Raw genomic sequence first — 13,898 nt, forward strand, 5'->3', positions numbered from 1 at the left:
GAACTGTAATGATCACAATTTTGTTTTTGTGTGACTGTATCATTCTTTGCTGCGCCCCTAAACTGTGCATGCGACATGAAAGGAGACGCACATGAAAATCGATCTGGGTGATGGTGAGCTTTATTTGCGGGAACACTGCCCGCTGCGGCTGTCGGATGCGCCAGGCATTGCCGTGCGCTGCACCAAGGGCGTGTTGTGGATGACGATTACCGGCGAAGCCGGCGACATCGTGCTGGCTTCGGGTGAAACCCACCGGATTCGCAGCACCGGCCGCATCGTCATCGAAAGCATCGGCGGCGACGCCCGCGTGCGCTTCGAGCGCAGCACCGGCGCACGCATTGCCCGGGCACTGGCCGGTCTGGCCGGCAAGATGCGTCACGCCATCACCACCGTCAGCGCCGCCTCCGGACGGCTGACGGCCTGACACCCACGGCCGGGGCATCCCGGCCGTTCACGTCCCCATGTAGCGACCAGCCTTGTGGTTGGCCGCCAGCACCAGATTGAGCGCGAACGCGCCGACAATCGACAAGCCGACCGTCAGTGGATCGCGGATGTACAGGCCGGCAGCCAGGATCAATACATCGGCCACCATCTGCACCTTGCCCGCCGGCCAGCCGCGGGTGTTCTGCAGATACAGCGCCAGCACGCCGAGACCACCTAGACTGGCCTTGTGCCGGATGATCATCAGCAAGCCGACACCGACCAGAAAACCGCCCATGACGGCGGCGAACAACCGGTCCACCGACTGCAGGACAATCACCTCGGGCAATACCGCGGTATAGATCGCCAGCAGACCGACGCAGAAGAAGGTCTTGACGGTGAACACCATCCCCATCGCCCGCCAGGCAAAGATGTAGAACGGCAGGTTCACCAGGAACAGCACCCAGGCCATCGGCCACTGGTAAACGTAGTGAACCAGAAAGGCCAAGCCGACCGTACCGCCGGTCAACAAGCCGGCATGCTGGAAAAGCATCACCGCAAAGGCGACAAACATCGGCGCCACCAGCAGCGCCTGGGCGTCCTCGAAAAGACTGTGACGGGTCACATGTTCCTGCTTCACGCTACCTCCTGAAAACATTGCGCACCCGGGCGCCACGATTTGGCCCCGGAATTGCTTTACCGCCTGCAACGCCGGAAAAACGCGGGTTTCCTGTCGTCAACACGACAAGCCCGCCACACGCTCCCGACTCATCCAACACTCAGCGAGACCAACATGTCAGCGCCCACTGAAAACTGCCGCCATTTCACCAGCTACAGCGGTGTCAAGCTACCCCTCAAGCTCGTCGGCGAACTGGCAGCCGCCGACATGGGCAACCGCAACACCTATTTCCGCGCCACCTACGACAACGCCGGACAACTGTGCTGCTGTGAAAAGATCGTCTACGGCGAGACAGAGTTCCGCCACTGCTACAGCTATCACCCGGACGGCCGCCTGGCCCGTGCCGAAATCGACGACGGCAGCGACGAACCGCAGATCATCGATTACCCCGCCTGAACTCCCTCCATCCCTTTTACAACAACGTTGACCAGGAGAACTACCGATGTCGATCGTCCCCATCAAGGCCTTTTCCGATAAAGCCAGAACCGATTCCGCGCTCGGCGAACAGCTACGTGCCTGCCTGAAGATCAAGGAACTGCGCGCACTGGCCCAGGAACACGGGTTCGAAATCGAGGAAAACTCGCTCTACCCGCCCAACGAACCGCAATTCACCGAAGACCAGTTGTCGGAACGTCTGGTCAAGGCACTGCTGCGCGTCTGAAGTACGCCACCTTGCGCTGATCGAGGCCGGCCTGTCCGGCCTCGATCGTTTCCGCACTGGTGCTTACTGCACACGCGCCAGGCGACGGATCGCCGAGGACATGGCAATGCGGCCACTGCTGGCAAAGGCTTCCAGGTTGCCCTCCAGGTCTTCCAGCTGGTAGCGGTAATTGACCATCAGCCCGAATGATTGGGCGAACCCCTTGGCCGAGGTGTCGGCAAGATAATTCAGATGCTCGATGCGCGCGCCGTTGCCAAGATGGAAACGCGAGACCGGATCGTAGGGTGGCCCGTCTTCCTGCCCGCCGCGTTTGGCAGAAGTCAGATAACGGGCGGCCAGGCGGGTCAGCGGATCGCGCAACTGGCGGGCGATTTCGCGGTCGTTTGCCCATTCGCCGCTCGCCAGCTGGGCCAGCGAAAAATCGATGCCCGCTTCACCGAGCGCCTGCGGATTGTGGCGCAGCCAGCTGGCCAGCGCCGGAATCGGCGACAGCGTGGCGAACTTGTCGAGCTTGGGAAAATCCCGTTTCAGGTCGTCGATCACCCGTTTCAGCAGGAAGCTGCCGAAAGATACGCCGCGCAGCCCGACCTGGGTGCTGGAAATGGAATAGAAGATGGCCGTGTCGGCCTTGCGATGGTCGAACAATGGCGCATGCACGTCGAGTAGTTCCTGGACGTTGCCGGCCAGATGGTCGGTCAGCGCCACCTCGACGAAAATCAGTGGTTCGGCCGGCATGCGCGGATGAAAGAAGGCGTAGAGCCGGCGGTCGGAATCGAGGCGATTCTTCAGGTCGGTCCATGACTGGATGGCATGCACCGCCTCGTATTCGATCAGTTTTTCCAGCAGCGCTGCTGGCGAATTCCAGGTCAGCCGCTGCAATTCGAGGAAGCCGACATCGAACCAGGCATTCAGCCGCGATTCCAGTTCCCGGTCGAGCACTGCCAGTTCGCGGTCGTCTGCCAGGTAGCGCAGCAGATCGGCGCGCAGATCGACCAGGAACTTGACGCCCTGCGGGATCGCGTTGAACTGGGTCATGATGCGGATGCGCGTCGAGCGCATCGCGGTGCGCAGCGCCGCTTCCGCCTTCCACTGTCCCGGCGTACCGACGGCCGCCTGGTAATCGGCGTGCGCAGCGGCCACTTTCGCCGGATCGGGGCCGAACTCCAGCGCGATCAGTTTGAGGAATTGCTGGCGCCCGGCATCGTCAAGCCCCAGATAGGTTTCCGCCAGACGCGCGGCGCGCGTCCTTGCCGAGACCTCACCGCCCTGCCCGGCCGCACATTCGCGCAACTGCGCCCGCAGGCGCTCCAGTCCCTTGGCGGTCAGCGCCGAACGGCGTTCGTCCGGGGCAATCAATGAACGCAGTCTGCCGACCAGGCTGTCGTTTGTCATGGTCCTTTCCTCCTCAGCCGGCATTGTGCCCGAGATGGTCACCGGCGTCAGTCCCCCCGGGTGCCGGAGAAGCTGGTGGAAAGGGCCTCAGTCGGTATTCTGCAGCGTCGTCAGATAGGCCAGGATATTGCGGATGTCATCCGGCTTAAGCTGGTAAAGAATGCCATCTTGTACCACTTCCTCCTCGTGCGGCCGCTCGGCGCGCAGGTAGGCATCGATCTGCTTCTGCAGGTAGCTGGTGTATTGGCCGGCCAGCATCGGGAACAGGCCGCGGCCCTTGCCCTGGCGACCGTGGCAGCCACCGCAATGCTCCTGGTACACCTTGCCGCCAGCCTCGATGTCACCCTCGGCACGCGGCACGATCATCACCTTCTCGACCATGTTCAGCCGGGTCAGCGCATCCTCGTCGCCCTTGAAGGTCGGCATCTGCGTCGGCAGTTCGACGGTTGCCAGCCATTCGGCAACCAGTTTCATGTCTTCGTCCGGCAGTTCCCGCTCCTTGGTATAGGGGAACATCGGCAGGTTGAGACGATGCTGGCTCTGGAAGTTCTTCAGTTGCTCGTAGGTGTAGCGAGCGTGCTGGCCGGCAATGCGCGGGTATTCGCCCCGCTTGCCGCCGGCACCGAACTGGCCGTGACAGGCGGCACAGGGTCCGTAGATTTCCTTTGCCTTTTCGACATCGATGTCGGCCGCCCCGGCCGGACCGGAAAGGAATGCCGCAATCAACAACAAGCCACTGATTTTCTTCATGAATCCAACCCCCGAAACAGTGCGCGGATTATATCGGTGGCCCTCGGGAAAAATGATTGATATCCATCAAGAACCGCTGGCAATCAAGGGTTGGCGGGATTTGCACGGAAGCTGTCCGGCAGCGCAATCGCCCGCCAGCCGGCAGGGCTCTATCATCGTTCGCTGATCAACCAAACCGGAGAACCGCATGTCCGCCTTCCAGGATTTCTACCCCGACAATGTCGCCCACTGCTACGGCTGCGGCCGGCTCAACGAACACGGTCACCAGATCCGGACGCACTGGGAAGGTGACGAGACGGTCACCCGCTACACGCCGCGCCCGGAACACACGGCCATCCCCGGCTTCGTCTATGGCGGCCTGCTCGCCTCGCTGATCGACTGTCACGGCACCGGCACTGCCGCCGCCGCGATGTACCGCGCCGAAAACCGGCCGATGGACAGCGAACCGCCCTTCCGCTTCGTCACCGGCTCGCTGCACGTCGATTACCTGAAACCGACGCCGCTTGGCCCCGAGCTGGAGATCCGCGGCAAGGTCAAGGAAATCCGCGGCCGCAAGGTCATCGTCGAAGCCACCGTCTACGCCGAAGGTATCGCCACCGCCCGCGGTGAAATCGTCGCCGTGCAGATGCCGGACAGCTTCGTCCGCTGATCGCTGCAACACATCGTTACACCAAGCCCCTGTAAAAAAACGGGGGCCGTCGGCACAATGGCGCGATCCCAACCTGCAGAGCCAGAACCATGACCCCGGAAAACGCCATTCTCACCATCAGCCTGTTCGCCGCCTTTGCCGATGGCAGCAACGACGACCGCGAACGCGAACACATCCGCCGCTTTGCCGAATCGATGGGCGGCGATGCGCCCGAACTGCCCCGGCTGTATCAGGATGTGCTGTTCAAACGCGTGACGCTGGACAACGCCGTGCCGGCGCTGGCTGAGCTTGGCCAGCGCCAGTTCGCCTATGAAATGGCCGTCTGTGTCTGCGATGCAGACGGCGTGCAAACCGCCGCCGAACAACGCTTCCTCGCCGACCTGAAAACCCGCCTCGGACTCGACGGCGATGCCGAGAGCACCGCCTTCGCTGTCCAGGCCGACACGCTGGCAGCCGCCGCTGCGGCACCTGCTGTCGCCGCTGTTGCCACGGCAGCGCCGGTCGCTGCCCAGCCCTCGGTCAATGAAGCCGAACTCGACAAATCCATCCTCAATTACTCGATCCTCAACGGCGCGCTTGAGCTGCTGCCGCAATCCTGGGCTTCGGTGGCGATCATCCCGCTGCAGGTGAAGATGGTTTATCGCATCGGCAAGGCCTACGGCGTCGAACTCGACCAGGGCCACATCCGGGAATTCCTCGCCACCGTCGGCGTCGGCCTGACCTCGCAGTACCTCGAACAGTTCGGCCGCAAGCTGCTCGGCGGCCTGCTCGGCAAGATGGCCGGCAAGACCGTCGGCAATCTCGGCCGCGCCGCGACCGGCATGGCCTTCTCGTTTGCCAGCACCTATGCCCTCGGCCAGGTCGCCAAGCGCTATTACGCCGGCGGCCGCCAGATGAGCACGCAACTGCTGCAGGAAAGTTTCCAGGGCCTGCTCGGCCCGGCCAAGCAGATGCAGAGCCAGTACCTGCCGCAGATCCAGCAACGCGCCCAGACGCTGGACGCCACGCAGATCATGAACATGGTCCGCGGCAACGGTCTCTGAACCCATGCCGCTTGCCCGATTCGCCGCGCCGCTGCTGGCGGCACTCGTTGTCGCCGGCTGCAGCACAACCAATGTGCACTTCGACCCGGCCAAGGCGCATCACCGGCCGGACGGCTTCGTCAATAACGACCCGGCCGCCCGCATCGGTGGCGTGCCCTGGTACGAAGTGCTGGTCCGGCGCTGGCGCGGCGATTTCCGCCCGGTCAGCGAACCCGAGGGCGGCTACGCGGCCTTCGCCCAGCGCTGGCTGGCCCCGGTCGACCGGGCGCAACTCGACGACCCGGCCGGCCCGCCGCGCCTGACCTGGCTCGGCCACTCGACGCTGCTGTTGCAAGCCGGTGGCCGCAACATCCTGATCGACCCCAACCTCGCCAATTTCGCCGGCCCGTCGCCATGGCTGTCAGCCAGCCGCAAGGTGCCGCCGCCGCTGACCGTCGCCGAACTGCCGCGCATCGATCTGGTACTGATCTCGCACAACCACTACGACCATCTCGATCAACCGACACTCACCGCCCTGCTGGCGCGCGGCGACACACCGCAATTCATCGTGCCGCTGGGCGTCAAGGCCTGGTTCGACGATCTCGGCATCGGCGGCGTCAGCGAACTCGACTGGTGGCAGCACATCGACCTCGACGGCCTGGTCATTCACTTCACTCCGGCCCAGCACTGGAGCAAGCGCACCCTGTTCGACGCCAACGCGACGCTGTGGGGCGGTTTTTTCCTGAATTTCACGGTCGACCGCAAAAAAAGCACATTTTTGTACACCGGCGACACCGGCTACTCGCCCGACTTCAAGGAAATCCGCCGCCGGCTCGGGCCGGTCGATCTGCTGGCGGTACCGATCGGCGCCTACGAACCGCGTGATTTCATGCGACCGCAACACAACAACCCGGACGAAGCCGTCCAGATCATGGAAGACACCGACGCCGGCAACGCCATCGGCGTGCACTGGGGCAGTTTCGCGATGTCGCAGGAAAACTTCGACCAGCCACCGCGCGACGTCGCAGCAGCGCTTGAAAGGCGGCAATTGCCGGAAAGCCGTTTCTGGCTCCCTCGCCAGGGCGAAACCCGGCCCCTGCCACTGCGTTGAAATTGCAAAAAATGCTTGGCAAGTCACGAGCCAGGCATTAGAATCCGCGCCTCTCGACGCCTGCCCAGGTGGCGGAATTGGTAGACGCACTAGTTTCAGGTACTAGCGGGTAACACCGTGGGGGTTCGAGTCCCTTTCTGGGCACCAACGACGAAATACAGGAAAAACACCTCGTTTCTCCTGGTCCGGTCAAATGGACAAATGCTCTGGTGGTGAAATTGGTAGACACGCTATCTTGAGGGGGTAGTGCCGCAAGGTGTGCGAGTTCGAGTCTCGCCCAGAGCACCATAGACAGTTCCAAAGCAGTTCAAAGAAGGCCAGAAAACCTAGCAAACACAAGGGTTCTGGCCTTTTTTTCGTCTATAGCGTTCCAAAGCATGCTTGTACACCTGAGCAGCGTGAGGCAGACCTCGTCTCGAACGGCGACTTCTCGGCCATTCCCGACATCGCTAATACAATAAAAGACGTCCGGTCTATAGCGCCGACTTATCATTTGCAATGACAATGAAATTTTCAGCAATTTAGTATCCGTCGGCTACCGCATCGGAGATTGCCAAAGGAGCCAGATGTTCTTGATTACTCTGCAAATGCCTTCTTAAGCTTCGACAGCTGGCCAAATTGCTCTCACCAATCAACTGAGCCACCCAGTTGAATTGATGCGGCCTAACTTGCATTCTCGCGCCTTGTAGTGCTTTAAGCGTTGCGTTGGCTAGCGATTCATGCCCTAGTAACGCCTGCACGTGCTCATAGGCAAGAATGTCTACGGTTGTGACGAGTTTCATCGCTTCAAAACGCCCACCGGCGATCCTTGTTGCCTTCTTCTCATCAATTGCGGCAGAGCATCCATTGCTATAAGCAAACGCGAGGGTTGCAGCTTCACCATCACCCAGTGATTCGGACGTATGGCCAGAGACCATGTCAAAGAAGTGCTCAAGTGACGGGCCGGCAAGCTCTTCCATCCGCAACACTCGAGAATCGATCAATTCGGCCAGATGTTTGGATTCTGAGCGGCCGTTTGCTGCGCCTTGATCGATCTCGCGCATGACATTGCCGGTTACGACAAGGTCAGCCTTCAACGCTTGCAGAATTGCACTCGCATTTCCCGTCGCCAGCAAATTAATGACGACACTGGCATCAAGGACAATCACCTTGTCCTGATTAGTGAGGCAGCTTGAAAAGGTCATCAGTTTCGTCCTCTTCGGCCTCATCGAGCAATTCGCGGACCTTTTCACGATCAAGCTTCAGCATTTCCGACATCTGCCCCTCGCTGATGAGATCCTTCTTCCAGGCCTCGATCGCTAACAGAAACAGTCGTGACGATTGTGCTTCCTCTGTGGGAATTGGCCCGTATGCCGCGGGGCCAATTACCTGGCGAACTTGTTCATCAGTGATGCCCCCATTGTCCATGAACCAATCCCAGGAGCCTTTCTTCGTCAGGCCAAGTTCTTCAAGCCGTAGGACCGTTGCTTGGCGGGATACACCAAAGAAGTGAGCCAGCAAAATGATATGTCTGCGCGTCAAATGGGTTGAGCCAATGGTCAGCTCCTTGAACTTCTCCATGACTGCGCGAGCCGGCATAAGAAACGCACTTGCAAAGGCATTTGCATAGCGCTCCTCACGAGAGTTTTCGTGCTTCTCGTCTTGATAGATCTCTGGCCGGCGTCGCGTTGCAATGAAGTGGCCAAGTTCATGAGCGCCAGTCAAGGTCCGACGTTCCTCTCGATGGCCTGCATTGATAAGGATGCAAGCGCCAACCGCTTCATCGTAGGCGAATAGCCCAGAGACCTTGGCGTCCAACTTCCGGGCATAGACCCGCACGCCAAGCTGTAGTTCGAGGAGGGCAAACAAGTTTTGAATAGGCCCTTCTCCGATCCCTAGCCAATTCCGTAAGCTATGCGCATCTTGTTCCGCTTGCTTGCGGACGTCGCCAGGCAGAATGGTTTTTTCTGCGGGATAGTTATATGACTTGTGAATACCCAGAATATTTTCAAGCTCTACTTCGACCCGGACAAGATCATTTAGCACCCGCGCAGCCTGCTCAATGCCTGCGCCGCCAGTATCCGGAAGTGACCGGAAGCGAGGGACCAGATCAACATGAACCGCCTCTCGGCGCAGCAAGGAATTGGCGGATACACCGTAGAAACGGCTCAGCGCTTGGATTTCATCGAGCCTGGCGATACGTTGTCCCTTCTCAATGGAGACAAGCGTCGTACGAGCGACACCGGCTGCCTTGGCTGCAGCGTCTTGGGTAATGTTGGCGGTCTCCCGCGCAATCTTCAATCTTTCGCCCAGCTCTACTGGACTCAATTCATAGTTTGGCTTGGTCATAATGCGTCATCTATCCATTGCCTCACGAACGACCTCGATCCAAGGTCGTTCGTGAATACAGACCATTCAATGGCGTGCTGCTGCAAGAGCCTGTCGAGGTTCTGCGCCACGGCTGCCGGCGGTTCTGACAGGGAGCGCGCCAGCTCGTTCGTCCTTCGTCGTTTGATCAGCTCATACTGCACGGATTCACGAAGCGAAGCGAAGTGTTCAAAGTGAAGCACCCCTGCAATGGAATACTCACGCAAGGCCAGCGTGAAGCTGGCGAAGTCTTTTGCCGCCCCACTCTCCCAGGTGGCGGCCTTCAGTGATTCCCATACATAGGTCTCGGGCGGTTCGTTCAAGCCAGCAGCATGAACACTAAGACGACGGAGCATGCAAGCTGCACATACTCCGCATTGACGCCTTTCGCCCGAGACGGCCACCTGCCGCGATTGTTGCCAGCACGATCTGGTCGTTGCCCAGCGCGCTTCACTGCCGCAGACATCGACGAACTCGCGAAGGGTCTCACCCTTGGTCATCCACAGGCGCGGAAATCGATATTGAATCTGGTATCCGAGCAAGGCATTGAAGAAGCGTGCCATCAATGCAGTAAAACCCGGGTAACTCCGATAGTCCTCATAGCCCTGCCCGACGGGAAGAAAGACAGGTGCCAGTGCTCCCTGTCCGCTCTCGGGAACGATGACCGATGGAGCATCAATCAAATAGGCCGCCATCGTGGATACCACACTAAACTTGAAACCCCGGCTCCGAGCGCTGTTTTCAGCATTCCTGCCATTGTCAAGTTTGACGGAATACGGGAGGGCGGTGAAAGGGATCCGGAGACGGTCCTTTTTTGAGACGTCGTGCTGCTTGCTACCTACTCTCACGCGCACCAATCGGCGGCCAAGGCGGTTGCTCTCAAGCCCGGCAACCGCACACGAGTCCATTCCATCGCTATAGGCGAGGACCGCTTCTGCATTGGAGGGAAACCTCATACGATCCTGCGGAGGACATTCTGCCGACGCCTTCCTAGCGCGGAATTCGAAGTGCCAGTCGTCCCCGGTCAGTAGGTTCAATGCCTCCACTAGCGCCCGGGTCACCGTTTTCTCTGACCATTTATCAGGATCATGAACAGGAATATGCACCAAGAATTTCCGCCCCCAGTTCATGGCACTGCGGGCAAGACTGCGATCACAGAACTCCACTACTGCAGCCACGACAAGGGCGTCGTACACCGTCGTTTGCCATTTGATCGACGAGTAGGATTCAAGAGCTTCAAGGTCAAAATCGATGTTTTGCCCAAGTCGGCAGGGCACCATACCTTTGCGGCGACGCGCACCAGCTTCGACCACATCTACCGCAAGCTCCTTGAGAGGTAATGGGCTCGTCACAAGCGCACTCCTTCGTCCAGATGAGTCTTTTTCTTGGGCCGACGGGCTCCAGCAACTTCAGGAGATACAAGCATTGCGCCCAATCTGCCATCTGAGAAGTTGGAAATTGCGCCAGAGAGTCGTGCGCTTACGTGATCCGCCCGCCGTTGGTTTGACTCCCGAAGGTAATGCTCTTCAACTTGCCGTACGTTTGCGAAACCACGCATCTTGGCTGCAAGGCCAATCGCTTCATGAAATGCATCCAAACCAAATCTACCTTCGTTAATGAGCTCAATGCTCCACGCGACTGCGTTCGTTCCAAAGACCGAGCCAGCGGCCAAGGACTTCGCCTCCTCAAGTTCTTGTAGAGCGATTTCAGGGAGCCCCAAAGAGTTGTCGCGGCCAGTGAAGATGGACTTCAACGCATCGACTAATGGCCACTTGATCTCGTTCTTGAAGTCGCTGGCAAGCGCGCCCGCTGCAGCTTCCGCAACTTGCTCAGCGTCATAAGTGCCCTGATCTCCGCGCTTGGCCAGTTCCTTCCAAGCCTTTCGCAGCGGCAAGCTTCTATGTGGTCCATCGCTCATGGCTTGACCTCCGTTTGTCAGATAATATTTTATTTTTTCAAACAATGTCAACTTTGCCAGTGGGATAGCCCAAGCTTAGTTCGGGGTCTGATGAAGCCGGCGACACACTGACGGCTCCGTCGACGAAGTCATGATGTCGCCATGGTAATTCGACGTAGGGCTGAATTCCTTCAACACCGTGCATGGCGCGCTAGATGAAATGAATGCAGCCTCTCCTCCGGACCAAATCTGGCCGAGCGATAACTGATCGGATGGCTCGTGGCATACATCCATCCATGCGCTCCGGGTATGATTGTCCAATTTTATCGACCGTAAACTCAGCGAGATTTGCCCGAAAAGGAATTACATGGACGTTTATCTCAAGCAGAGGAAGGCTTCATTTCCTGCTGTCGCCGATCAAACCCAACCTTACATTGTTCTTCAATGGGACAACTGGAACGACTACGACTACTACACGACATTCGTGGCCTACATTTGCTCAGATACCAGTAAAGGTGAAATTTTCACCCTTGGTGAGGTAAAGATAATGAGTAAGGGCCAGAAGAAAAACGAAAGCACATTCTCGCCGAATCTCGTTGGCCCCATCCGAATTCCAAGTCTTGCACCATACGTGTGTTCACTTGGTTGCGAGATGGACTATTACAATCGCCTTGCGGAATTCCCTGAACAAGAGTTGGCTCTCGATTTTTTGCGATCCATGAATGATGCGGCGACAGACAGTGCTATCCGCACCGAATTTCAGGATGACGACTGTTTTAAGGTATCCCTGCTTCGCAGTCACTCCGCAAGAGTCGCGTTGGATGAGGCCGGCAAGCTCTTTGGTATTACTACAAACCTAGTCAGCGATTTTGTCGTCGAAGCTTCGTTGCCGAAAGCTCAGAGTCCCCACAAATTCCATTTCGACTTTCGTCCGAAAGACGGCCTCCCTCACAGAGTGCATGCCATGGTCGGCCAAAATGGCGTTGGAAAAACCCAAATCATGGCTCGCATAGCGATGTTGATGAGCCGCTTCTCGAAGAAGAGCCAGAAAGAAGGAACTTCAACTCTGGAAACGGAAGGGACGCTGTCTCCTGTTCCGTCCATATATAATGTTGTCGCCATTTCCTTCAGCGCGTTTGATGAATTTGAACGTCCTACGGTCCGACAAGGTGACGAGTTCAGATATAGCTACTGCGGTCTTAGGAGCCAGCGCGGTCGATTGCTTAGTGAAGACGATTTGCTCGAGAACATCCGTCGAATCATAAAGGAGGAACTCGATGAAACTAAAAAGAACATCCTCGCTGATGTGCTTGGGCAAATCATCAAGGTCGAGGATTTGCGCTCATTTATCTTTGATCCAGAGAAGCACCGAACACTCTATGACCGACTGAGTGCAGGCCAAAGGATCGCACTGAATGCGATCTTGCACAGCATGGCGAAGATTGAACCGCGCACGCTTATTCTCTTTGACGAGCCCGAGCTCCACCTTCATCCTCAACTTCTGACGACGATGCTTGCATCGTTATTTGACATCTTGGAACACTATGACTCGTTCGCGATCATAGCCACACACTCTCCAATTGTCATACAGCAGTTGCCAAGTTCGTGCGTTCACATTGTACTTAGAGATAGATTTCTGCCTTCGGTAATAGGTCTCAAGAATGAGCTCTTCGGAGAAAATCTTTCTGATATTACGCGCCAAGTATTTCTGAGTACTGAATCCGATCGAGACTTCAGAAACTCTCTGGACAAATTGCTTGAAAGACACAATTTTGACGTCGAAAAGGTTGAGTCGCTTTTTGACGGTCGTTTGGGATTAAGCGCGCAAATCTATTTGGCGTCCCGGAAAGAGGCCTTAGCGCGGAGAAATACATGAGATTTCAAGCGCCGCCAAAAATTGAGTTCAAGGGAACATTCGAGGATATTGCGAAGGTAAAGCACTTGGCGACCAGAAATGCGCTCAGTCAACTTAACCCAACGGTCTTGGCAAGAGCAACCGTCTACCAGCAGCAACTATTGAGCCTGTCTGGCGTAGTGACCACTCCTTGGCCCGATGACGACAAGACGGCATTACGGTCCTGTTACGACTCGAACACAATCCCTCTGGGAAAGCTAAAAGATGGCCTTCTGACCAATTTACGGCAGCAGTCCGCGTTGAATCTGACGGTCTGCCCCTATTGCATGGTGAGGCCGCCATCAACTTGGGATCATTACCTTCCACAGCACTGGTATCCGGAGTTTTCGGTACTTCCAATCAATCTCGTGTACGTCTGCGGGAATTGCAATACGACGAAGTTGGAGAATAAGGACGACATACATCTTCTGTACGTTCACCCCTACTTTTATCCGGACCCGACTGCAGTCATTCTGCACTGCCAAGCGAAGATCGAGGCGGGTCGACTAACTCTTTCGTTCTACTGCGCTCCGCCAGCAGGGGCTCCACCGACACCGTCCGTCACAAAGCTTGCGGAAGTTGGCCAACGGCATGTCGAGAAACTCGCTCTGGAGAGCACGTATCAATCCGAAGCAGGGTCAATTGTGGGAACGTTTGTTGCCGAGCTTCGCCGCGACTTTCCAAACGGTATTTCCGAACCGATCCTGAAAGATTTGGTCCTCAAGCGACATCAGCTAATCGAAGTAGACCACGGGCCCAACGCTTGGGAGGCAAGGTTGTGGGCGGCGCTATACCATTTCGCAGACCTTCAAGCCTACATTAACGCTGAGATTTCAAAACCTCAGCGCATCCTTCGGGGCGGCATTGAGGTCCCTCCTCCGCCGCCGCCAGCAAATCATTAGCCGTTCCCCGTCGTTGTGACCCAAAGGTCAGCAAAGCCACCGGCTGAAGGAACTAGCAAGCGTCAACGGCCGCAATGGTCGATTTACGGAAAAGGAATAGAGGTCATCCATCAACCCTGCCACACTCAGGCCAATGTACCGTGTCAGCGTTGTAGTCCTTCATTCAAGGAGGTGT

15 protein-coding genes and 2 tRNA genes are annotated in these 13,898 nt (G+C 57.6%); 10 read left to right on the top strand and 7 right to left on the bottom strand.

Going from position 1 to position 13,898, the window contains the following annotated elements:
* Positions 1-91 precede the first annotated feature (91 nt).
* Positions 92-424, top strand: a complete 333-nt coding sequence (locus BJN45_RS07820) for a DUF2917 domain-containing protein (RefSeq protein WP_076093694.1) — start codon at positions 92-94, stop codon at positions 422-424.
* 27 nt (positions 425-451) lie between these two features.
* Here BJN45_RS07820 and BJN45_RS07825 read toward each other — a convergent pair whose 3' ends face one another.
* Entirely contained in the window at positions 452-1,060 is a 609-nt protein-coding gene (locus BJN45_RS07825; RefSeq protein WP_240494520.1) for a YitT family protein, read from the bottom strand.
* A gap of 153 nt (positions 1,061-1,213) precedes the next feature.
* On the opposite strand from BJN45_RS07825, the gene BJN45_RS07830 reads away from it, so the two are divergent.
* Positions 1,214-1,495, top strand: coding sequence for a DUF6156 family protein (locus BJN45_RS07830; protein ID WP_076093698.1), 282 nt, complete (start codon positions 1,214-1,216; stop codon positions 1,493-1,495).
* 46 nt (positions 1,496-1,541) lie between these two features.
* A complete protein-coding gene (locus BJN45_RS07835; RefSeq protein WP_076093700.1) occupies positions 1,542-1,760 on the top strand; it encodes a Nif11-like leader peptide family natural product precursor in 219 nt (72 codons plus the stop codon).
* 63 nt (positions 1,761-1,823) lie between these two features.
* Here BJN45_RS07835 and BJN45_RS07840 read toward each other — a convergent pair whose 3' ends face one another.
* Together BJN45_RS07840 and BJN45_RS07845 are read right to left on the bottom strand one after the other, a co-directional pair.
* Positions 1,824-3,152 (bottom strand): malonyl-CoA decarboxylase, encoded by a 1,329-nt coding sequence (locus BJN45_RS07840; protein ID WP_076093702.1) that lies wholly within the window; start codon positions 3,150-3,152, stop codon positions 1,824-1,826.
* Between the two features lie 87 nt (positions 3,153-3,239).
* Positions 3,240-3,902 carry a c-type cytochrome gene (locus tag BJN45_RS07845; RefSeq protein WP_076093703.1) on the bottom strand — a complete coding sequence of 221 codons (663 nt, stop codon included), beginning with the start codon at positions 3,900-3,902 and terminating at the stop codon, positions 3,240-3,242.
* Between the two features lie 187 nt (positions 3,903-4,089).
* On the opposite strand from BJN45_RS07845, the gene BJN45_RS07850 reads away from it, so the two are divergent.
* The 5 genes from BJN45_RS07850 (at position 4,090) to BJN45_RS07870 (ending at position 6,972) form a co-directional block, all read left to right on the top strand.
* Positions 4,090-4,551 carry a PaaI family thioesterase gene (locus BJN45_RS07850; protein ID WP_076093705.1) on the top strand — a complete coding sequence of 154 codons (462 nt, stop codon included), beginning with the start codon at positions 4,090-4,092 and terminating at the stop codon, positions 4,549-4,551.
* Positions 4,552-4,640: 89 nt separating this feature from the next.
* The gene (locus BJN45_RS07855) at positions 4,641-5,594 is read left to right on the top strand and encodes a YcjF family protein (RefSeq protein WP_076093707.1); all 954 of its coding nucleotides are present in this window, start codon (positions 4,641-4,643) and stop codon (positions 5,592-5,594) included.
* A 4-nt stretch (positions 5,595-5,598) separates the two neighbouring features.
* Positions 5,599-6,684, top strand: a complete 1,086-nt coding sequence (locus tag BJN45_RS07860) for an MBL fold metallo-hydrolase (RefSeq protein WP_083651029.1) — start codon at positions 5,599-5,601, stop codon at positions 6,682-6,684.
* 62 nt (positions 6,685-6,746) lie between these two features.
* Positions 6,747-6,831: transfer RNA gene (locus tag BJN45_RS07865), tRNA-Leu, on the top strand.
* Positions 6,832-6,887: 56 nt separating this feature from the next.
* Positions 6,888-6,972: transfer RNA gene (locus tag BJN45_RS07870), tRNA-Leu, on the top strand.
* Between the two features lie 233 nt (positions 6,973-7,205).
* Here BJN45_RS07870 and BJN45_RS07875 read toward each other — a convergent pair.
* The 4 genes from BJN45_RS07875 to BJN45_RS07890 are packed head-to-tail and all read right to left on the bottom strand — an operon-like array spanning position 7,206 to position 10,948.
* The gene (locus tag BJN45_RS07875) at positions 7,206-7,868 is read right to left on the bottom strand and encodes a hypothetical protein (RefSeq protein WP_076093709.1); all 663 of its coding nucleotides are present in this window, start codon (positions 7,866-7,868) and stop codon (positions 7,206-7,208) included.
* Positions 7,843-9,012: an XRE family transcriptional regulator gene (locus BJN45_RS07880; RefSeq protein WP_076093712.1), complete on the bottom strand. Its 1,170-nt coding sequence runs from the start codon at positions 9,010-9,012 to the stop codon at positions 7,843-7,845. Before BJN45_RS07880 ends, BJN45_RS07875 begins: the two co-directional genes overlap by 26 nt.
* Positions 9,009-10,382 (bottom strand): 7-cyano-7-deazaguanine synthase, encoded by a 1,374-nt coding sequence (locus BJN45_RS07885; protein ID WP_076093713.1) that lies wholly within the window; start codon positions 10,380-10,382, stop codon positions 9,009-9,011. The genes BJN45_RS07880 and BJN45_RS07885 overlap by 4 nt, the downstream gene beginning before the upstream one ends.
* Complete coding sequence (locus BJN45_RS07890) at positions 10,379-10,948, bottom strand: hypothetical protein (protein ID WP_076093715.1); 570 nt, start codon at positions 10,946-10,948, stop codon at positions 10,379-10,381. Before BJN45_RS07890 ends, BJN45_RS07885 begins: the two co-directional genes overlap by 4 nt.
* A 346-nt stretch (positions 10,949-11,294) precedes the next feature.
* Between BJN45_RS07890 and BJN45_RS07895 the strand changes: the two genes are divergently transcribed.
* The gene (locus tag BJN45_RS07895) at positions 11,295-12,803 is read left to right on the top strand and encodes an AAA family ATPase (RefSeq protein ID WP_076093718.1); all 1,509 of its coding nucleotides are present in this window, start codon (positions 11,295-11,297) and stop codon (positions 12,801-12,803) included.
* The gene (locus tag BJN45_RS07900; protein ID WP_076093720.1) at positions 12,800-13,723 is read left to right on the top strand and encodes a hypothetical protein; all 924 of its coding nucleotides are present in this window, start codon (positions 12,800-12,802) and stop codon (positions 13,721-13,723) included. Before BJN45_RS07895 ends, BJN45_RS07900 begins: the two co-directional genes overlap by 4 nt.
* Positions 13,724-13,898: the final 175 nt, after the last annotated feature.

Origin of the sequence: Azonexus hydrophilus, from assembly GCF_001956855.1 — a bacterium.
GTDB classification, from domain to species: Bacteria; Pseudomonadota; Gammaproteobacteria; order Burkholderiales; family Rhodocyclaceae; genus Azonexus; species Azonexus hydrophilus_A.